General features: G+C 71.0%; 18 protein-coding genes and 1 tRNA gene. 8 read left to right on the top strand and 11 right to left on the bottom strand.

The window, feature by feature from the left end:
• Window positions 1–16: 16 nt before the first annotated feature.
• On the bottom strand, window positions 17–2,188 hold the full coding sequence (locus AC3IF3_RS19600; protein WP_489231342.1) for a sensor histidine kinase: 2,172 nt from the start codon (window positions 2,186–2,188) through the stop codon (window positions 17–19).
• A 100-nt stretch (window positions 2,189–2,288) separates the two neighbouring features.
• Window positions 2,289–2,630 carry an Rdx family protein gene (locus tag AC3IF3_RS19595; RefSeq protein ID WP_243967054.1) on the bottom strand — a complete coding sequence of 114 codons (342 nt, stop codon included), beginning with the start codon at window positions 2,628–2,630 and terminating at the stop codon, window positions 2,289–2,291.
• A gap of 167 nt (window positions 2,631–2,797) precedes the next feature.
• Between AC3IF3_RS19595 and AC3IF3_RS19590 the strand changes: the two genes are divergently transcribed.
• Both AC3IF3_RS19590 and AC3IF3_RS19585 read left to right on the top strand, forming a co-directional pair.
• A tRNA-Val gene (locus AC3IF3_RS19590) sits at window positions 2,798–2,872 on the top strand.
• A gap of 151 nt (window positions 2,873–3,023) precedes the next feature.
• Window positions 3,024–4,556 (top strand): acyl-CoA carboxylase subunit beta, encoded by a 1,533-nt coding sequence (locus tag AC3IF3_RS19585; RefSeq protein WP_489229971.1) that lies wholly within the window; start codon window positions 3,024–3,026, stop codon window positions 4,554–4,556.
• 27 nt (window positions 4,557–4,583) lie between these two features.
• Here the strand turns inward: AC3IF3_RS19585 and AC3IF3_RS19580 are convergent, their stop codons facing one another.
• Together AC3IF3_RS19580 and AC3IF3_RS19575 are read right to left on the bottom strand one after the other, a co-directional pair.
• Window positions 4,584–5,045, bottom strand: coding sequence for an ABC transporter ATPase (locus AC3IF3_RS19580; RefSeq protein ID WP_489229970.1), 462 nt, complete (start codon window positions 5,043–5,045; stop codon window positions 4,584–4,586).
• Between the two features lie 73 nt (window positions 5,046–5,118).
• Entirely contained in the window at window positions 5,119–6,039 is a 921-nt protein-coding gene (locus tag AC3IF3_RS19575; RefSeq protein ID WP_489229969.1) for a metallophosphoesterase, read from the bottom strand.
• A 197-nt stretch (window positions 6,040–6,236) separates the two neighbouring features.
• Between AC3IF3_RS19575 and hemC the strand changes: the two genes are divergently transcribed.
• Window positions 6,237–7,160 carry a hydroxymethylbilane synthase gene (gene hemC, locus AC3IF3_RS19570; protein ID WP_489229968.1) on the top strand — a complete coding sequence of 308 codons (924 nt, stop codon included), beginning with the start codon at window positions 6,237–6,239 and terminating at the stop codon, window positions 7,158–7,160.
• 12 nt (window positions 7,161–7,172) lie between these two features.
• Here the strand turns inward: hemC and AC3IF3_RS19565 are convergent, their stop codons facing one another.
• Genes AC3IF3_RS19565 through AC3IF3_RS19555 form a run of 3 tightly spaced genes read right to left on the bottom strand, consistent with a single transcriptional unit; the run spans window position 7,173 to window position 9,903 of the window.
• Window positions 7,173–7,319, bottom strand: coding sequence for a hypothetical protein (locus AC3IF3_RS19565; RefSeq protein WP_243967048.1), 147 nt, complete (start codon window positions 7,317–7,319; stop codon window positions 7,173–7,175).
• A 9-nt stretch (window positions 7,320–7,328) separates the two neighbouring features.
• Window positions 7,329–8,399, bottom strand: coding sequence for a phytoene/squalene synthase family protein (locus AC3IF3_RS19560; protein ID WP_489229967.1), 1,071 nt, complete (start codon window positions 8,397–8,399; stop codon window positions 7,329–7,331).
• The gene (locus AC3IF3_RS19555) at window positions 8,380–9,903 is read right to left on the bottom strand and encodes a phytoene desaturase (protein ID WP_489229966.1); all 1,524 of its coding nucleotides are present in this window, start codon (window positions 9,901–9,903) and stop codon (window positions 8,380–8,382) included. Before AC3IF3_RS19555 ends, AC3IF3_RS19560 begins: the two co-directional genes overlap by 20 nt.
• Window positions 9,904–10,139: 236 nt before the next feature.
• Here AC3IF3_RS19555 and fcl point away from each other — a divergent pair, with 236 nt between their 5' ends.
• From fcl to AC3IF3_RS19540, 3 genes are all read left to right on the top strand, one after another.
• Window positions 10,140–11,111: a GDP-L-fucose synthase gene (fcl, locus tag AC3IF3_RS19550; RefSeq protein ID WP_489229965.1), complete on the top strand. Its 972-nt coding sequence runs from the start codon at window positions 10,140–10,142 to the stop codon at window positions 11,109–11,111.
• A gap of 63 nt (window positions 11,112–11,174) precedes the next feature.
• The gene (locus AC3IF3_RS19545; RefSeq protein ID WP_243967043.1) at window positions 11,175–12,212 is read left to right on the top strand and encodes an SGNH/GDSL hydrolase family protein; all 1,038 of its coding nucleotides are present in this window, start codon (window positions 11,175–11,177) and stop codon (window positions 12,210–12,212) included.
• Between the two features lie 3 nt (window positions 12,213–12,215).
• Window positions 12,216–12,887 carry a GDSL-type esterase/lipase family protein gene (locus tag AC3IF3_RS19540; protein WP_243967042.1) on the top strand — a complete coding sequence of 224 codons (672 nt, stop codon included), beginning with the start codon at window positions 12,216–12,218 and terminating at the stop codon, window positions 12,885–12,887.
• On the opposite strand, the gene ilvD is transcribed toward AC3IF3_RS19540, so the two are convergent.
• Window positions 12,888–14,717 carry a dihydroxy-acid dehydratase gene (gene ilvD / locus AC3IF3_RS19535; RefSeq protein ID WP_489229964.1) on the bottom strand — a complete coding sequence of 610 codons (1,830 nt, stop codon included), beginning with the start codon at window positions 14,715–14,717 and terminating at the stop codon, window positions 12,888–12,890.
• A gap of 124 nt (window positions 14,718–14,841) precedes the next feature.
• Between ilvD and ade the strand changes: the two genes are divergently transcribed.
• Together ade and AC3IF3_RS19525 are read left to right on the top strand one after the other, a co-directional pair.
• Window positions 14,842–16,563: an adenine deaminase gene (ade, locus tag AC3IF3_RS19530; protein ID WP_243967040.1), complete on the top strand. Its 1,722-nt coding sequence runs from the start codon at window positions 14,842–14,844 to the stop codon at window positions 16,561–16,563.
• 88 nt (window positions 16,564–16,651) lie between these two features.
• Window positions 16,652–17,077 carry an organic hydroperoxide resistance protein gene (locus AC3IF3_RS19525; RefSeq protein WP_243967039.1) on the top strand — a complete coding sequence of 142 codons (426 nt, stop codon included), beginning with the start codon at window positions 16,652–16,654 and terminating at the stop codon, window positions 17,075–17,077.
• Window positions 17,078–17,210: 133 nt separating this feature from the next.
• Here AC3IF3_RS19525 and AC3IF3_RS19520 read toward each other — a convergent pair whose 3' ends face one another.
• The 3 genes from AC3IF3_RS19520 to AC3IF3_RS19510 are packed head-to-tail and all read right to left on the bottom strand — an operon-like array spanning window position 17,211 to window position 19,954.
• A complete protein-coding gene (locus tag AC3IF3_RS19520) occupies window positions 17,211–18,044 on the bottom strand; it encodes an HTD2 family dehydratase (RefSeq protein ID WP_489229963.1) in 834 nt (277 codons plus the stop codon).
• Between the two features lies 1 nt (window position 18,045).
• Window positions 18,046–19,194, bottom strand: coding sequence for an acyl-CoA dehydrogenase family protein (locus AC3IF3_RS19515; RefSeq protein WP_489217711.1), 1,149 nt, complete (start codon window positions 19,192–19,194; stop codon window positions 18,046–18,048).
• 10 nt (window positions 19,195–19,204) lie between these two features.
• Window positions 19,205–19,954, bottom strand: a complete 750-nt coding sequence (locus AC3IF3_RS19510; RefSeq protein ID WP_489231341.1) for a glucose 1-dehydrogenase — start codon at window positions 19,952–19,954, stop codon at window positions 19,205–19,207.
• Window positions 19,955–19,962: the final 8 nt, after the last annotated feature.

Below are 19,962 nucleotides of genomic sequence, written 5' to 3'. Positions count from 1 at the left end.
GACGGCGGATCCGGGATCATCCGGCCAACGGCAGCGGTGCGATCCGGGCGGGCGCCACGGCGCTCTTGCGCTCGATCAGGCCCGGGGGCGGCACCGGCGCGTCGATGGTGCAGACGACGCCCCCGGGCTCGTAGGTCAAGGCGACCTCGCCGGCCAGTTCCCGGGCGAGGCTGCGCTCGATCAGCCGCGATCCGAAACCCGTCCGGGTCGGCTTCTTCACCGGCGGCCCGCCCCGTTCCGACCAGCGGAGCGCGAGGCGCGTCTCGGTCTCGCGCCGCACCGTCCAGGCGATCTCGACGACCCCGCCCTCGGCGGAGAGCGCGCCGTACTTGACCGCGTTGGTGCCGAGCTCGTGCAGCGCCATGGCGATCGACAAAGCGAGGCGCGGCGGCAGGCGCAGGGGCGGCCCCGCCACCCGGAAGCGCGAGGCGCGGCCATCGCCGGATTCGAGCGGCCGGATCGCGTCCGCCACGACCGCCGACAGTTCAGCCCCCTCCCAGCTCTCCCGTGTGAGCACGTCGTGGACCCGGGCGAGCGCCAGCAGGCGCGCCTCGAACGCCGCCCGGGCGGCGTCGGCCTCGGCGCCTTCGAGGCCGCGCAGGGACTGGGCCGCGATCGACTGGACCGTGGCCAGGGTGTTCTTCACCCGGTGATTGAGTTCGTGGATCAGGAGCAGCAGGTGCTCCTCGGCGTTCTTCGCGTCGGTGATGTCGATGTTGCAGCCGGTATAGCCGAGGAAGTTGTGGTCGTCGTCGAGGCGCGGCACGCCCTCGCAGCGCAGCCAGCGCACCGCCCGTTCCCGGTCGATGACCCGGACCTCGATGCGGAAGGACGCCCGGGCCTCGAAGGCCTCGGTGAAGGCGGCGCGGAACCCCTCGAGCTCCTCCGGGTGGACGATCCGGTGCCAGCCCTGATTGGCGAGTTCCGCCGCCGGCGTCCCGAACATGTGCTCGAAATGCAGGTTGGCGAAGCTCACCTCCCCGGTCTCGTCGGTCATCCAGATCAGGGCTGGCGCCGAATCGGCCATGTGCCGGAATCGGGCCTCGCTCTCGCTGAGCGCCGAGAGGCCGCGCCTGGTGTCGGCCAGCGCCCGGTCCCGCTCCTCTTCGCGGGTGCGCAGCCGGAGCGAGGCCTCCGACAGGACCAGCCCGAGCCGCTCGATCTCGTGGACCGACGAGGACACCCGGGGGATCGCCTCGCCCCGCGCCAGGGCGGGTCCAGAGGCGGCGAGCAGGCGCAGCGGCCGGGAGACCCGCGACCAGAGATTGACCGCCAGCAGCGACGAGGTGGCGAGCACCAGCAGGCCGAACCCCGCGAAGGCCCAGATCCAGCGCCGCACCCGGGCGTCGACGAGGGCCTGGGGGATGCTGGTGGCGACCATCCAGCCGGTCAGGCGGGAGCGCGCCTCGATCACCACCACGGGCTTGTGCTGGCGGTCCTGGCCCTCCCACACCCCGGGGGTCGCCGATTGGACCTGCCGGAGGCTGGCGAGCCGCGGCCGGCCGATCACCGAATCGGGATCGGGCAGACGCGCCAGCACGATGCCATTGCGGTCGCTGATGCCGGTCGTCCAGCCCGGGACGACCTCCCGGGACAGGATCCCCTGGAGGCGGGACAGCGGCACGGTGAAGCTCAGGATGTAGCCGACCTCGCCGTCGATCATCACCGGGACGCCGACCGCGTAGGTCGACTCGCCGGGGGTCGGGCCGGGGACGAAGCCGCTGACCATGGCGCGCTGCGTGCCCCGGGCGAGTTCCTGGTCGAACGGGACCGCCATGATCGGCATCGGCGCACTCCGCGGCACGCCGGTGTTGACGACCTCCTGGCCGTTGGGCCGCCGGAGCAGGACGTCGAGGTCGATCGAATCGCGCACGAGCCGGGCCTGGGCGTCGAAGGCCTCGAAATCGCCCTGGCGGATCCGCGGCGAGGTCGCCAGGGTCTGCAGCACCGAGACGAGACCGGCGGTATCGCGGTCGAGCGACAGGCCGATGCCGCGCACGTTCTCGCGCGCATCCTGCTCGAACCGCGCCCGCTCGGCCGAGGCGTAGCGCATCAGCAGGATGCTGGTGAACAGAAGGCCCGGTCCGATCAGCGCGATCACCAGCGCGATCAGATAGACCTGCGTGGAGAAGCCGTTGCCGGCGAAGCGGTGCAGCCGCCGCGCCAGCCATGACCGGCGCGCGGGCATCACCGCCGGGAGCCCGCCGCCCTCGGCCTGATGGTCCGGACTCAAGCGGGGCCCGTCCCCGGCCCGCGGCGCCCCGCGGGCTCGTCACCGTTCCCTCGCCTCATGACCGGTCGATATGGCCGAGATCGCGCTCCGGGTCGAGGTGGTCCCGCACCCGCTGCTTCAGGGCCTTCACGTCGGGGAAACCGCCATCCCGCACCCGCTCCCACAGCAGGGCACCGTTCAGCTCGATCCGGAAAGCGCCGCCCGTCGCCGGGATCAGGGCCACCTCCCCGAGATCGTCGCGGAAGGTCGAGAGCAGCTCCTGCGCCATCCAGGCGGATCGGAGCAGCCAGTTGCACTGCGTGCAGTAGGTGATCGCGACGCGCGGCCGCTCCGCCCGAACCGGGGCCTCACCCGTCACGTCGCTGCCGGGATTCACGTCCGCTGGCCCCTCGTGCATCCGGGCACAGCGCATTGTGTCACGGGGCTTGTCAACCTCGCCGCCGCGTGACGCTTGACGCCCCGGCCCGCCACGCCCTAGAAGGCCCGGCATCCGGTCGCCGGTGCCCGGGTGGCACATCCGCACAGGCGACGCGGCGTCTCCGCCTTCCGGCGGGTCCCCGGTACGGACGGTTAGCACAGCGGTAGTGCGTTCCCTTCACACGGGAAAGGTCGCAGGTTCGATCCCTGCACCGTCCACCAGCCCCCCTCCCGATGGCCGATCGCCCGATGCGCCGCGTCGGTTTGCCGCCCGAAAAGCCCGTGCTAAGGGCGCTCCATCGGTCAATGCATAAGCTTGGACCGGCCCGATCCGGGCCGCAGGTTCCGGGCGGCGGAAGGGTGGGCGACAATCATGAAGGACATCCTCGACAGGCTGGAAGAGCGCCGGGCGCAGGCCCGCCTCGGCGGCGGTGAGCGGCGCGTCGAGGCGCAGCACAAGCGCGGCAAGCTCACCGCGCGGGAGCGCATCGAACTCCTCCTCGACCATGGGTCGTTCGAGGAATTCGACATGTTCGTGCAGCACCGCTCCACGGATTTCGGCATGGAGAGCCAGAAGATCCCCGGCGACGGCGTGGTGACCGGCTGGGGCACGATCAACGGCCGAACGGTCTTCCTGTTCTCCAAGGATTTCACCGTGTTCGGCGGCTCCCTGTCGGAGGCCCATGCGCAGAAGATCGTGAAGGTCCAGGACATGGCGCTGAAGATGCGCGCCCCAATCATCGGCATCTTCGATGCCGGCGGCGCGCGCATCCAGGAGGGCGTCGCGGCGCTGGGCGGCTACGGCGAGGTGTTCCGCCGCAACGTCATGGCCTCGGGGGTGATCCCGCAGATCTCGGTGATCATGGGCCCGTGCGCGGGCGGCGACGTCTACTCGCCAGCCATGACCGACTTCATCTTCATGGTCCGCGACACGAGCTACATGTTCGTCACCGGCCCCGACGTGGTGAAGACGGTGACCAACGAGGTCGTCACCGCCGAGGAACTCGGCGGCGCCAAGGTCCACACCACCAAGTCGTCGATCGCCGACGGCGCCTTCGAGAACGACGTGGAGGCGATCCTCCAGATCCGGCGCCTGCTCGACTTCCTCCCGGCCAACAACATCGACGGCGTGCCGGAACTCACGAGCTTCGACGATGTCGATCGCCTCGATGCCTCGCTCGACACCCTGATCCCCGACAATCCGAACAAGCCCTACGACATGGGCGAGCTGATCCGCCGCGTCGTGGACGAGGGCGATTTCTTCGAGATCCAGGCGGCCTACGCCCGCAACATCATGACCGGCTTCGGCCGGATCGAGGGGCGTACGGTTGGGTTCGTGGCCAATCAGCCGATGGTGCTGGCCGGCGTGCTCGACGCGGACGCGTCGCGGAAGGCGGCGCGGTTCGTGCGCTACTGCGACGCCTTCGGCATCCCGATCGTGACCTTCGTCGACGTCCCGGGCTTCCTGCCGGGAACGGCACAGGAATATGGCGGCCTGATCAAGCACGGCGCCAAGCTTCTCTTCGCTTACTCGCAGGCGACCGTGCCGCTCGTGACGCTCATCACCCGCAAGGCCTTCGGCGGCGCCTACGACGTCATGGCGTCCAAGCATGTCGGCGCGGACGTGAACTACACCTGGCCGACCGCGCAGATCGCCGTGATGGGCGCCAAGGGCGCGGTGGAGATCATCTTCCGCAGCGAGCTGGGCGACCCCGAGAAGATCGCGGCGCGCACCGGCGAATACGAGGATCGGTTCCTGTCGCCCTTCGTGGCGGCCGAGCGCGGCTACATCGACGAGGTCATCATGCCGCACTCGACCCGGCGCCGGATCGCCCGGGCGCTCGGCATGCTGCGCACCAAGAAGATGGAGCAGCCCTGGAAGAAGCACGACAACATCCCGCTCTGAGGCGGGATCGGCGGCCGGAAGCTGGGTTCAGCTCCGGTCGCTGTGCTCGATGACCGCACAGAGGGTCAGCGGCCCCTTGTCGGGGGAGACCATCGCCGAGCACGTGACGCGGGCGCCGCCGAGGTCGACGTTGCTGTGGCGCAGACGAACCGAGGCCGCCTGCGCCTTGCGCGCGGCTTCGGTGATCACCGTGGCGTCGATGCCCGTGACCGCGTGGCCGGCATGGCCGAACAGGTCGTAGTAGCTGTCCGGCGGGTTCTCGCCCCGGAACTGGGCGCCCACCGAGGACAGGTCCGGTTCCCCGCAGGCGAGCGTCAGCGTCATGTCCGGACTGGCCGTGAAGCTCGCGTAATCGCTCCGGCGCTCGGTCGCCTTGGCGGCGGTCTCGGCCGTGACCTTGTCGACGAGGGTGTCGCAGGACTGGGCCCGGGCCGGTCCGGGCGCGGCTGTCAGGCAGGTGAGGGCGAGAAGGGGCAGGAGCGCGCGCATGTGGGGCAGGTAGCGCGGCGATCCCGGAAAAACGAGCGGCGCGGCGTTCCGGCGCGGGCCCCGCCCTGCCCGATCAGACGGCGGCGGGCGACGCCTCGACCTGTCCGAGTTCCAGCAGGACGATCTCCGGCGGAACGCCGAGGCGGACCGGGATCCGGCTCATCCCGAAGCCGCCGGACACGATCATGTGACGGTCGTCCTGCACGATGTGACCGTAGGAATAGTCGTGCCCGCGGACCTTGCGGATCGCCGGGGAGCGCCCGAACAGGCGGATCTGCCCGCCATGGGTGTGGCCGGCCAGCGTGAGGGAGACCCGCTCGGGCACGCGCACGAAGATATCGGGCTCGTGCACCATCAGGATCACCGGCGCCGCATCGGTGACCGCCGCGAGGGTCTGGGGCACGTCGGCGTGGCTCAGCGACATCCAGGTTCCGGTGAATGGCTGCTGGTCGGCGAGGCCGGCGAGCCAGAACGGGCGCCCGTCCTTGACCAGACGGACAGCCTGATTCTCCATCACCGGGATGCCGCGCGCCTCCAGCAGGCCCTTGACCGCGGGCGTCCCGCGCCGGGCCGACTGGACCGCCTCGTCGTCCCACCAATCGTGGTTGCCGAGGATCGCGTGGGTGCCGAGGGGGGCCTTCAGCGCCTCCATCATCCGGGCGAACTGGCCGAGGGGCAGCTTGCGCCACGCGATCCCCCCCGCCGGGTAGTCGCCGAGGAGCAGCACCAGATCGGGCTTGAGCGCATTGGTGGCGTCGACGATCTCCGCGACCCGGTCGAAGGGCATGTACGGCTCGCAGATGTGGAAATCCGCCAGCACCGCCACGCGCAGGCGGAGCGCCGGGTCCCAGTGCGGCAGGGCCGGCGCGTAGGAGGTCACCACGAGCCGGTGCATCGGCTCGATATCAAGGGCGTAGACGCCCGTTGCCGCCGTCATCCCGATGCCCGCGCCGAGGCCGGTCAGGAACTGCCGTCGACTCGGCAGGATCAGCATCGCACCATTCCGTTGGCCCTGAATCTCGCCGTGAGCGGCTAGGCGCGCAGTCCGGCGAAAGCGGGGCCGACTCGCGCCGCCCGTGAGCTTGACATGCGCCGGGTTCAGCAACTCTGAATCCCTAACCGGACCGTGGCCTGACGTGAAGGCCGGTCTATAAGGCCCCTCCCCGTCCCGCGAAGAAGATCCGGACCCAGATGTTGAACCGTCCCCTGCGCATCGGCACCCGCGGCTCCCCGATGGCGCTCGCGCAGACCGGGATGGTGCGCGACCGGATCGTCGCGGCCAATCCGGGCCTCGAGACCGAACTCGTGGTCGTCACCACGGTGGCCGACAAGATCCTGGACCGGCCGCTCTCGGAGATCGGCGGCAAGGGCCTGTTCACCAAGGAGCTGGAGCAGGCCCTGTTCGCCGGGGAGGTCGATGTCGCCGTCCACTCGATGAAGGACGTGGAGACCTGGCTTCCCGAGGGCCTGACCATCGCCTGCATCCTGGAGCGCGACGATCCGCGGGACGCGTTCCTGTCCCCGCATGCCGACGGCTTGGCCGGACTGCAAGCGGGTGCGCGGGTCGGCACCTCGTCCCTGCGCCGGGCCGCTCAGGTGCTGATGCGCCGGCCGGATCTCCGGGTCGTCCCGCTGCGCGGCAACGCCAACACCCGGATGCGCAAGCTCGAATCCGGTGAATGCGACGCGACGCTGCTCGCTCTGGCCGGCCTCCAGCGCCTGGGCCTCGAGACCATGGCGCGCAGCGTGCTGTCGGTCGAGGATATGCTGCCCGCCGTGGCGCAGGGGGCCCTGGGGATCGAGTGCCGGGTGGACGATCGCCCGATCCACACCTTGCTGGCGCCCATCGCCTGCGCCCGCACCACCACCGCCGTCGCCGCCGAACGGGCGCTGCTCGCCGAACTCGACGGCTCGTGCCGGACGCCGATCGCCGCCCTGGCGCGGATCGAGGGCGAGACCCTGTCGCTCGACGGCCTGCTGTTTCTACCTGACGGCAGCCGCCACTGGTCGGTGTCCCGGCAAGGACCGGCCGCGGAGGCTGAGCGGATCGGCCGCGAGGCCGGGGCGGCCCTCAAGGCCGCGGCCGGCGACACCTATGTGCGCGAGCTGAAATAACCGGGCCCCGGCTCACCGGGTGCCATCTGGGCCGCCGCCCGGTCGATCACGATCGCGGCGGATGCTCCGGCGCACGGCGACCAGCTGCCAGACGCCCAGACCGAACACCACGGCGAAGGCGAGGCCGAGATCGAGGACGGCGAAGAGCCCCTCGCCCATCTCCGGAGCTCAGGACGGCGCGGACCGGCCGAAGGCCTCGCGTTCACGGAGGCGCTCGATCAGGTCGAGGACATGAACGGCACGGCCGCCCACATCCCACCAGGGCCGCAGGGCGGGCCGCAGGCGGGCGGGATGGCGCGGATTGCGCGCGACCGCCTCGACCAGGAACGCCGCCTGCGGCAGCACCGGCGCGGCGAGGTCCGCGGCGACCGCCTTCATGCGGGTGGCGCGGGCGATCAGGGCGACCTTGCGGGCGCCCCCCACGCGGGCCCGGCGGCTGACCGAATCGTGCCCGCAGGCGGCGATCACGCGGCCGATCTCCGCGTAGATCAGGCCCGCGGCGCGGATGGCCGGTCGGCAACGGGGCGGAAGCGCGTCGATCCCGGCCTCGGCGCGGGCGTAGAGCCGGTCGGCCTCGGCCAGAAGCCGGGCCACGATGGCGGCCAGCGCCGGGCTCGGGCGCGGATCGGCCAGGAAGGCCTCCGGGTCGAGCCCGGCCTCCCGCATCCAGTCGAGCGGCAGGTAGAGCCGGCCCATGCGGGCGTCCTCGCCGACGTCGCGGGCGATGTTGGTGAGCTGCATGGCGGCCCCGAGGTCGCAGGCGCGGGCGAGGGCCTCCGGGGTCCGCACCCCCATGATCAGCGCCATCATCGCCCCCACCGAGCCGGCGACCCGGGCCGCGTAGGCGTGGAGGGCGTCGAGATCGGCGTAGCGCCGCCCCGCCGCGTCCCAGGCGAAACCCTCGATGAGCGCCCGCGGCAGCGCCTCGGGGATCGCGAAGCCGGCGACGATCTCCGAGAAGGCCCGGTCGGCGGGCGTGTCGGCCGGCTGGCCGGCATAGGCGCGGCCGATCCGCAGATCGAGGCGCGCCACCGCCGCGTGGCGGGCCTCCGGGTCCGTCGCCTCGTCGACGAGGTCGTCCGACAGGCGGCAGAAGGCATAGAGCCCGTAGGCGGCCTCGCGGACATCCCCCGGCAGGAGCTGCCCGGCCGCGAAGAAGCTCTTCGAGCCGCGCCGGATCGCGGTGCGGCAGGCGGTCCGGTCGGCCGCGGCGGCGAATTCAGGCGGTAACGCGGGCATCGGGGACCACGCTGTCGAGGATACGGGCGGAGGAGAGGACGCCGGGCAGCCCGGCGCCGGGATGCGTGCCGGCGCCGACCAGATAGAGGTTGCGCACGTTGCCGGAGCGATTGTGCGGTCGGAACCACGCCGACTGCGTCAGCACCGGCTCAAGGCCGAAGCCGGAGCCGCGATAGCTCAGGAAATCGTCCTGGAAGTCCTGCGGCGTCGTCACCCGGGACGTGACGATCGCCTCTGACAGGCCCGGCAGCACGCTCGTCTCGAGCATCGCGGCGATGCGCCGCCGGTACGGCTCCGCGAGCGCCCGCCAATCCTGGCCGCCCGCGAGGTTGGGCACCGGCGCCAGCACGTAGAAGGCGTCGCAGCCGGGCGGCGCGAGGCTCGGATCGGTGGCGGTGGGCCGGTGCAGGTAGAGGCTGGCATCATCGGCCAGGACCTTGCGGTCGAAGATGTCGGCCAGCAATCCGCGATAGCGCGGCCCGAGCAGGATCGTATGGTGGTCCACCCCCGGGTAACGGCGCCGCGTGCCGAAATACCAGACGAACAGGCCCATGGACGAGCGGGCGCGCCGGAACCGGCCCGGGCTCCAGCGCTGCGCCTGCGGCAGGAGGCGCGCATGCGTCACCGCCGAATCGGCGTTCGAGACCACGAGATCGGCCGCGATGGTCTCGCCGCTGTCGAGCTCGACCCCGGTGGCCGCCCCGCCCGCGACGCGGATCCGCGCGACCTCCACGCCCAGGCGCACCCGCCCGCGCTGGCCGCGGATCAGCCGCACGAGCCCGTCGACCAGCTGGCCGGTGCCGCCCATGGCGAAGTGGACGCCCCAGCGCCGCTCGAGATCCGCGATCAGGCAGTAGATCGCGCTCGCCCGGAAGGGATTCCCGCCGATGAGCAGGGGATGGAAGCTGAACACCGTGCGCAGCCGCTCGTCCCGGACGAAGCGGGAGACGACGTCGTGGACCGAGCGGTGCCCGGACAGGCGCAGCAGGTCCGGGGCGATCTTCAGCATCGCGCCGACCCGCCCGAACGGGACGTGGCCGAGCTGCTCGAAGCCGATCTGGCAGACGGCGCGGCTATGGGCCATGAAGCGCTCGTAGCCGGCGACATCCTGGGGTGCGAAGCGGGCCACCTCGGCGCGCATGCGCTCGGGATCGCCGCTATAGGCGAAGGACGTGCCGTCCGCGAAGCGGATCCGGTAGAATGGATCGACCGGACAGAGCGTCACGTCGTCCGACAATTTGCGCCCGGCGAGGGTCCAGAGTTCCTCGAACAGCTGGGGCGCCGTGACGATGGTCGGTCCGGCATCGAAGGTGAAACCGTCCTGGCGGTGGACCCGCGCCCGGCCGCCCGCCTGTTCCAGCCGCTCCAGCACGGTCACCCGATAGCCCCGGGCCCCGAGGCGCACGGCCGCGGCGAGGCCGCCGAAGCCCGAGCCGATGACCACGGCATGCGGTCGCCGATCGGCCTCTTGCACCACGCTTTGATCGACCGCGAGTGTCAGCATGGCTTGACACTATCGCGCCGGTTCGCCGGTCCGCAAGGGCGAATTGCGAAGGCGCACGGATGGCGGCGATGGGGCCTCGGATACGGCCGGGCCCGGTGCCTCGGCGCGAACGCCCCGATGGCCGTTGCGACGATGCCATGCGCGGCAGAAATTCCATGGTCGCGCGGCGATTATCCGATCGAACGGCGCTATAGGGCCGTGGTGAGAGGCGCTTTCAACGGGACATGGGACGTGTGATGGACGGTCGCGATCAGACCATCTTCGTGGCGGGCCACCGGGGCATGGTGGGCTCGGCGATCGTGCGCCGCCTGCGGGAGCGGGAGCGCGCGCGGATCCTGACGGCCGACCGGCAGGCCCTCGACCTGCTCGACCAGGCCGCGGCCCGGCGCTTCTTCGCCGAGAACCGGATCGATCAGGTCTACCTCGCCGCCGCCAAGGTCGGCGGCATCCACGCTAACAACACCTATCCGGCCGCGTTCATCCACGAGAACCTGCTGATCCAGGCCAACATCATCGACGCCGCGCATCGGAACGGGGTCGACCGGCTGCTGTTCCTGGGCTCCTCGTGCATCTACCCGAAGCACGCGCCCCAGCCGATGCGCGAGGACGCGCTGCTCACCGGGGTGCTGGAGCCGACCAACGAGCCCTACGCCGTCGCCAAGATCGCCGGCATCAAGATGTGCGAGAGCTACAACCGCCAGTACGGGCGGCGCTACCGCAGCGTGATGCCGACCAACCTGTACGGGCCCAACGACAACTTCCACCCGGAGAACGCCCACGTCCTGCCGGCGCTGATGCGCCGCCTGCACGCGGCCAAGGCGGAGGGCCGCCCGGCGGTCACGGTCTGGGGCACGGGCCGGGCGATGCGCGAGTTCCTGCACGTCGACGACATGGCGCGGGCCAGCGTGTTCGTGATGGAGATGGACGACGCGGTCTACGCGGCCAACACCCGGCCAGACCTGTCGCACATCAATGTCGGCACGGGGGAGGATTGCACGATCCGGGACCTGGCCGAGGCGCTGGCGCGGGTGATCGGCTACGACGGCGCGCTGGAGTTCGACGCGTCGAAGCCCGACGGCACGCCGCGCAAGCTGATGGACGTGTCGCGGCTCAGAGCCATGGGCTGGCGGCCGGAGGTCGGCCTGGAGGACGGCCTGCGCCAGACCTACGCCTGGTTCCTCGACAACCACGCCACCCTGCGGAGCTGAGCGGGGGCCAGCGACCCGCGCGGGCGCGCCGCCATTGACGTATCGATCGGGAGGAGAGGGCTCATGGCCGAGCGGCGGTCCGATGCCGACGAACACATGCGACGGCAGAAGTTCCTGAAGGTCTTCCAGAACTTCGATGCCAACACCCGATTTCCCGCGCCCTACGTGCAGTTCGCCGGGAAGCCGCTGGCGGTCCTGGCCGAGAAGGGCTGGCGCTACGACGTGCTCGGCTACCGCAACGACACGCATGCGGAGCCGCGCCCGCCCTCGGAGACCCTGCGCGTGTTCGTCGTCGGCGACAGCACGCTGGTCGACGGGCAGGTCTTCGCCGACACCATACCCGGCCGAATGGAGACCGGCCTGAAGCGGGTCCACGGCGAGGGCGCGCGGGTCTACAATTTCGGCGTGATCTCGGCCTGCCTGAACCAGATGATCGCCCTGATCACGAGCCGGCTGATGGATCTCCAGCCGGACGTGATCCTGATCGTCGGCGGCGGCACCGACATCTTCCAGCCGTGGAGCTTCGATCCGCGGGCGGGCTATCCCTACAACCAATTCGCCAGCGAATGCCTCTACGAGTACTTCTTCGACCACCGGAGGATGGAAGCCGATACGGAGGAGCTGTCCTACGAGAGCCTGCAGGAGATGATTTTCAACCGTCTCGAGAACCTGCGGGTGCTGACCAACTGGCAGTCGGACATCTGGGAATGGGAGGTGGTGCGGCAATTCGAGCTGTCGTTGAAGCGGCTGGCCCGGCTCGCACCGGGCATCGGCGCACCGGTCCGCTTCCTGCTCCAGCCGACCGTCGTCCGCAAGGCGGAGCGTGTCGGCGAGGAGGCCCACGCCGCCTCCGGTACGTTCCTCGCGTATCTCGACCGGCAATACACGCGCTTCGAGGGCGTTCTCGACCGCCTCGACGCCCGAGGCGGCGCGGACGCGCCCTTCGCGGTGCGGGACCTCGGCCGGCTGTTCGAGGGCGAGAGCCGCCTCCTGTTCACCGACATCGTGCACGTGACCTCCGAGGGCCGGCAGATGATCGCCGACCGGCTGCTGGCGGAGGTCGCCGATGTGCTCGGCGCCCGCGCCGGATCGCCGGCCTAGGCCATGACGGGGCCGATCGTCTTCATCGGGGATTCGATCACCGAGCAATGGGGCTTCCACCGCGCCGCGACCTTCGCGGCCCATGATCTCATCCCCCGCGGGGGATCCGGGCAGACGGCGCGCTGGATCACCATGCGGTTCCGCCGCGACCTGGAGGAGACGGGAGCCCGGGGCGTCCATCTCCTCTGCGGGGTCAACGATATCGGCCGCAACGAGGGGTTCTTCGTCCCCGCCGACGAGATCGCCCGGACCATCGCCGGCATGCTCGACGAGGCGCGGGCGATGGGCGTGACGGCCTGGGTCGGCTCGATCATGCCGGCCGCCCGGATCCCGTGGAACCCGGAGGTGCCCGACGCTCCGTCCATGATCGCGGCGGTCAACGCGTGGCTCCGGGCGCACGCGCAGGCGCACGGCGCCACCTACATCGACTACCATTCCGTCCTGGCGGACAAGTCCGGCGGGCTGCGCCGTTCCTACGGCACCGACGGGCTGCATCTGAGCCGGGCGGGCTACGCGGCGATCGAGCCGCTGATGCTCTCGGCCCTCGGCCGCGTTGCGCCCGGGGCGGGGGCCGACGCCGCTGCCGCACCGGCCCACGGAGCGGCGCAGCGGCGCGTCGCCGGCCTCGCGGCGGTGCTCGCCGCGGTCGCCGCCCGGGTCCGCCGCAACCGCTGATCAGAGACGGCGCACCGCCCCGTGCGCCGCGCTGGTGGTCAGCATCGCGTAGGCGCGCAGGGCCGCGCTCACCTTGCGCTTGCGCGGGGTTGCCGGCTGCCAGCCCGCCGCCGCCTGCGCCGCCCGCCGCCGCTCGAGCTCGTCCGGCGCGACCTCCAGGCGGATGCTCCGGGCCGGGATGTCGATGGCGATGGTGTCGCCGTCGCGCACGAGGCCGATCAGGCCGCCCTCGGCCGCCTCCGGCGAGACGTGTCCGATCGACAGCCCCGAGGAGCCGCCGGAGAACCGCCCGTCCGTGACCAGGGCGCAGGCTTTGCCGAGCCCCTTCGATTTCAGGTAGCTCGTCGGGTAGAGCATCTCCTGCATGCCGGGGCCGCCGCGCGGGCCCTCGTAGCGGATCAGCACGACCTCGCCGGCCGAGACCTTGCCGTTCAGGATCCCGTCCACCGCCGCGTCCTGGCTCTCGAACACCCGGGCCGGCCCCGAGAAGGTCAGGATCGAGGCGTCGACGCCCGCGGTCTTCACGATGCAGCCCTGCTCCGCGAGGTTGCCGTAGAGCACGGCGAGGCCGCCATCCTGCGAGTAGGCATGCGCCGCGTCGCGGATGACCCCGCCCTCCCGGTCGAGATCGAGGTCGTCGAAGCGGGATTCCTGGCTGAAGGCCACCTGGGTCGGCACGCCGCCGGGGGCCGCCCGGTAGAAGGTCTGCACCGACGCGCTCGGGCCCACGCGCACGTCCCACCGCGCCAGGGCGGCGGCGAGCGTCCCGGCCGAGACGTTGCCGGCCGCCGTGTCGATCAGCCCGGCCCGGTCGAGCTCGCCCAGGATTCCCATGATCCCGCCGGCCCGATGCACGTCCTCCATGTGGACATTGGCCACCGCCGGGGCGACCTTGCACAGGACCGGCACCCGGCGGGACAGCCGGTCGATATCGGCCATGGTGAAGGGCACCTCGCCCTCGTGGGCGGCGGCCAGCAGGTGCAGCACCGTGTTGGTCGACCCGCCCATGGCGATGTCCAGCGTCATGGCGTTCTCGAACGCCTCGAAGCTCGCCACCGCCCGCGGCAGCACGCCGGCATCGTCCTGCTCGTAATGGCGGCGGGCGAGGTCGACGATCAGGTGTCCGGCCTCGACGAACAGGCGCCGGCGGTCGGCATGCGTCGCCAACACCGAGCCGTTGCCCGGCAGGGCCAGCCCGAGGGCCTCGGTCAGGCAATTCATGGAATTGGCCGTGAACATGCCGGAGCACGATCCGCAGGTCGGGCAGGCCGAACGCTCGATCACCTCGACATCGGCGTCCGAGATCCGGTCGTCGGCGGCCGCGATCATGGCGTCGACCAGATCGACCTTCCTGGAGATCCCCGGGAGCTGGACTTTGCCGGCCTCCATCGGGCCGCCGGAGACGAACACCGTCGGGGTGTTCAGCCGCAGGCACGCCATGAGCATGCCGGGGGTAATCTTGTCGCAATTCGAGATGCACACCATTGCGTCGGCGCAGTGTGCGTTGACCATGTACTCGACGGAATCCGCGATCAGCTCCCGCGACGGCAGCGAGTACAGCATGCCGTCATGGCCCATGGCGATGCCGTCATCGACCGCGATGGTGTTGAACTCCTTGGCGACGCCGCCGGCGGCCTCGATCTCCCGGGCGACGAGCTGCCCGAGATCCTTGAGGTGGACGTGGCCCGGCACGAACTGCGTGAACGAGTTCACCACCGCGATGATCGGCTTGCCGAAATCGCCGTCCTTCATGCCGGTGGCGCGCCACAGGCCGCGGGCGCCGGCCATGTTGCGGCCGTGGGTGGTGGTGCGGGAACGATAGGCGGGCATCGCGAGCTTCGATCGGTTTGAAGGTGCAGGGCTTCTGCGCCCGCCGCCGCGCGGCCGCAAGCGTCGCCGCGGGCCGTGCATCCGTGGCATGCTCCTGGCAGATGCCGGGGTGGAGCGAGGCGTGATGGATCAGGTGGACTTCCTGCGACGGGCGATCGACCAGGGCCAGGGGCGCGTCGAGGCCGACCTCGTCCTGAAGGGGGGCCGCTTCCTCGATCTCGTCACCGGCGACATCGTCGCCTCGGACATCGCGATCTGCGGCGACCGGATCGTCGGCACCTTCGACACGTATCGCGGGCGGCGGGAGATTGACCTGTCCGGCCGCATCGTCGTGCCTGGCTTCATCGACACGCATTTCCACGTCGAATCCTCGCTGATGCCGCCGCAGGAATTCGAGCGCTGCGTCCTGCCCCACGGGGTCACGACGGGGATCTGCGACCCGCACGAGATGGCCAACGTCCTCGGGACCGAGGCCTTCGGTTGGTTCCTGGACTCCGCCGGGACGCTGGCCATGGACCTGCGGGTGCAGCTCTCCTCCTGCGTCCCAGCCACCGACCACCTGGAGACATCGGGGGCGCGGATCTCTGCCGCGGACCTGCTGGCCTTCGCAGGCCATCCCAAGGTGATCGGACTCGCCGAGTTCATGAATTTTCCGGGCGTGCTCGCGGGCGATCCGGGCGTGTTGGACAAACTCGCGGCGTTCCAGGGCCGGCACATCGACGGCCACGCGCCCCTGCTGCGCGGCGCCGCGCTCAACGGCTACATCGCGGCCGGCATCCGCACCGAGCACGAGGCGACGACGCCCGAAGAGGCGATGGAGAAACTGTCCAAGGGCATGACCGTGCTGATCCGGGAGGGCTCGGTCTGCAAGGATCTGCACGCCCTGGCGCCGATCCTGACCGAGCGCACGGCGCCGTTCCTGGCCTTCTGCACCGACGACCGGAATCCCCTGGACATCGCCGAGGAGGGGCATCTCGACCACATCATCCGCACCGCCATCGCCCTCGGCGCCCCGCCGCTGGCCGCCTACCGGGCGGCGTCGTGGTCGGCCGCGCGGGCCTTCGGCCTGTTCGACCGCGGCCTCGTCGCCCCCGGCCAGCGCGCCGACCTCGTGGCGCTCGACGATCTGGAGATTTGCGCCGTCTCGCAGGTCTTCGCCGCCGGGCGACCGGTGGACGCGGCGCTGTTCGACGCGCGGCCCCCCGTGACGCCGATCGGCCGCGGCAGCGTCCGCGCGCGGCGCGTGACGGGCGCGGATTTCGCAGCCCCGGGCTCCGGGCCGTCGACACCCGTGATTGGCGTCGTCCCGGGCCAGATCATCACCCTGCGCCACGATCTGAGCCTGCCCTATGTCGGCGGCGAGCGCCGGGTCGACCTTGATCAGGATGCCATCAAGGTCGCGGTCGTGGAGCGCCACGGCCGGACGCCGCCGGGGGAGCGCGGGATCGGCGTCGCCTTCGTGAAGGGATTCGGCCTGAAGCGCGGCGCCATCGCCTCGTCGGTCGGGCACGACAGCCACAACATCACGGTGGTGGGCGTCGACGAGGCCGACATGGCCGTCGCGGTGAACCGGCTCGGCGAGATCGAGGGCGGCTTCGTCGTGGTCGAGGGCGGCCGCGTGCTCGCCGAGATCGCCCTGCCGGTCGCCGGCCTGATGAGCCTGATGCCGTTCGAGGCGATCCGGCACGCCCTGGTGGCGCTCAGGGCCGCCGCGCGCAGCCTCGGCGTGGTCCTCCCGGAGCCGTTCCTGCAGGTGGCGTTCCTGCCGCTGCCGGTCATCCCGCACCTCAAGATCACCGATCGCGGGCTCGTGGATGTCGACCGGTTCATGCTGATCGATCCTTGAATTTCGATTGCGCACAATCTAAATCGGGGCTGTGCAGCCGGCGGCAGGCCCCTAGATGCCGCCCTTGCCCTGAAACCGGAGATTGCCGATGTCCGTCGACGTGAAGTACCGCACCACCGCCACCGCCACCGGAGGCCGCGACGGCGCGGCCCGGACCGCCGACGGCAGCTTCGAGGTCAAGCTCTCGACCCCGAAGGAACTGGGCGGCGCGGGTGGTCCGGGTGCGAATCCGGAGCAGCTCTTCGCCTCCGGCTACTCGGCCTGCTTCCTCGGCGCCATGAAGGCCGTCGCCCCGTCGCTGCAGCTGAAGGTCCCGGCCGAGACCAGCGTCACCGCCGATGTCGGCATCGGGCCGCGCTCCGAGGGCGGTTTCGGCATCACCGCCGATCTGAAGGTCAGCCTGCCGGGCCTCGACCGCGCCGACGCGCAGAAGTTGGTGGACGCCGCCCATCAGGTCTGCCCGTACTCGAACGCCACCCGCGGCAACGTGAATGTCGGCCTGACGCTCGCCTGAGCGCCTCTATCGATCCGTCCCTCATCCCGAACTGCGCCCGCAATGCGGTGTGCCCTCGGGATGAGGGTGCGTCTTGGACAGTCGCGGGACGACGGCGTGATTCGGTGCGAGCCGTGACTGGCCGAACCCGCGCTCACACTTCTGCGTGCGCCCGCATGCAGACGCCGCGCGCTGCATCCAGCGTCACGCCCTCGAACCGCTCCCCAGTCCGCCGGCCGCAGACGCGAAAAATCTGGTTGGCGGTCATCGGCGAGAGGCCGCGATAGCGAAACAGCCGCGGAACCTGGCCGAGCATCGTGGCGGCGAGGTTCATCAGGAGCGTCGCCTGCATCGGCCCGTGGACCACGAGGTCGGCATAGCCCTCCACCTGCGTGGCGTAGGGCTGGTCGTAGTGGAACCGATGACCGTTGAAGGTCATGGCCGAGTAACGGAACAGGAGCGTCGGCGTCGCCGGCACGGACCAGACCGTATCGTAGGCACCCGGATCGTCGCGCTCGGCCGCGGCCGCTGCCCCGGTCTGCGCGCCGGCGGCTTCCCGATAGACGATGTCCTGCCGCTCCCGGATCGCCACGCCGCGGTCGGTGGCGACCGCGTGCTCGACCGTGACGAAGCACAGCCGGCCGCTGCGCCCATCCTTGAAGGCCACATCCCGCACCGTCTCGGTCCGGGTGACGTGGTCGCCCTCGCGCAACGCGGATAGAGTCTCGATCTGCCCGCCCGCCCACATCCGGCGCGGCAGCGGCACCGGCGGCAGAAAACCACCCTTGGCGGCATGGCCGTCCGGCCCGAGGGACTCGGCGGGCGCCGTCTCCGGGGCGAGGCACCAGTGCAGGGCCGGCGGCGCCGTCCCGTCGGCGACCGGCGCCAGATGCGGCGCGAAGGTGGCGCGGAACTCGGCCAGCAGCCGCGGCGTGACGAGGTCCGATTGCGTGCGGGTCCGGCCGATCCAGGCGGCGAAGTCCATCATGTCAGTAGGAGCGCGGCAGGCCGAGCACGTGCTCGGACAGGTAGGCCAGGATGAGGTTCGTGGAGATCGGCGCGACTTGGTAGAGGCGGGTCTCGCGGAACTTGCGCTCCACGTCGTATTCCTCCGCGAAGCCGAAGCCGCCATGGGTCTGGATGCAGACATTGGCCGCCTCGAACGAGGCGTCGGCCGCCAGCATCTTGGCCATGTTGGCCTCCGCCCCGGGATTCGCGCCGCCCTCGTAGAGGGCGAGCGCTTCGCGCACCATCAGCTCGGCCGCGCGCATGTTGGCGTAGGCCTTCGCGATCGGGAACTGCACGCCTTGGTTCGCGCCGATCGGCCGGCCGAAGACCGAGCGCTCCCCCGCATAGGCCCTTGCCCGGTCGATGAACCACTTGGCGTCGCCCACGCATTCCGCGGCGATCAGGATGCGCTCGGCGTTCATGCCGGACAGGATGTAGCGGAAGCCCCTGCCCTCCTCGCCGATCAGGTTTTGCGCCGGGACGCGGAGATTGTCGAAGAACACCTCCGTGGTGGCGTGGTTCATCATCGTCCGGATCGGGCGGATGGTGAGCCCGCTGCCCCGCGCCTCGCGCATGTCGACGAGGAGCACCGACAGCCCGTCGGTGCGCTTCATGCCCTCGGCCCGGGGCGTCGTGCGGGCGAGGAGCAGCATCAGGTCCGAATGCTCTGCGCGGCTGGTCCAGATCTTCTGGCCGTTGACCACGTAGTGGTCGCCCTCGCGGCGTGCTGTGGTCTTGAGGCTGCCGGTGTCGGTGCCGGAGGTCGGCTCGGTCACCCCGAAGGCCTGGAGCCGCAGGCGTCCTTCGGCGATCGCCGGCAGATACGCCGCCTTCTGGGCGTCGGATCCGTGCCGCAGCAGCGTACCCATCGTGTACATCTGGGCGTGACAGGCGCCGCCGTTGCAGCCCGCCCGCTGCACCTCCTCCAGGATCGCCGCCGCCGCGGAGAGCGGCAGGCCGGAGCCGCCGTACTCCTCCGGGATCAGGACCGACAGGTAGCCGCTCTCGGTCAGCGCGTTCACGAACGCGGTCGGGTAGGCCATCTCCCGGTCGAGCGCCCGCCAGTACGGGCCGGGGAAGCCCGCGCAGAGCTTCGCCACGGCCTCGCGGATCTCGGTATAGGCTTCCATGGCAGGCTCCTCAGGCGGTGCGCCCGCCATCGACCGGCAGGTCGACGCCGGTGATGAAGGCGGCTTCGTCGGAGGCGAGGAACAGGGCTGCCGCCGCGATGTCGCTCGCCTGGGACAACCGCCCGAGCGGGATCGAGGCGATGAACCGCGCGCGGTTCTCTTGCGTATCGGGCATGCCCATGAACTGCTCGAGCAACCCGGTCGCCCCCATGACCGGGCAGAGGGCGTTCACCCGGATCTTCCAGGGCGCCAGTTCCAGGGCCAGCGACTTCGAGGCCAGGCTCGCCGCCCCCTTGGAGGCGTTGTACCAGGTGAGCCCCGGGCGCGGCCGCAGAGCCGCCGTCGAGCTGACGGTCAGGATCACGCCGCCGCCGCCGTCGCGCATGAGCGGCGCCACCGCCCGGACGAAATGGAAGATCGACTTCACGTTCACCCGAAAGACCCGGTCGAACTCGTCCTCGGTCACCTCCAGCAGCGGCTTGTTGCGGTGGGTGGTGCCGGCATTGTTGACGAGGATGTGCGGGTCGCCGAACCGCTCCCGGGTCGCCGCGACGGCGGCCTCGACATCGGCGGCCTCGCCCACATCCGCACCGACCGCGAGGGCATTCGCGCCGATCTCGCCCGCCACCCGGCCGGCGGCCGCCGCGTCGATGTCGACGCAGGCGACCCGGGCCCCCTCGGCGGCGAAACGTTGGGCGATCCCCGCCCCGAAACCGCCGCCAGCCCCCGTCACGATCGCGACCTTGCCCTCGAGCCTCATCGTCACCT

Source organism: Methylobacterium sp. J-118 (assembly GCF_057836565.1).
This window is presented reverse-complemented; position numbering and strand designations above follow the sequence as displayed.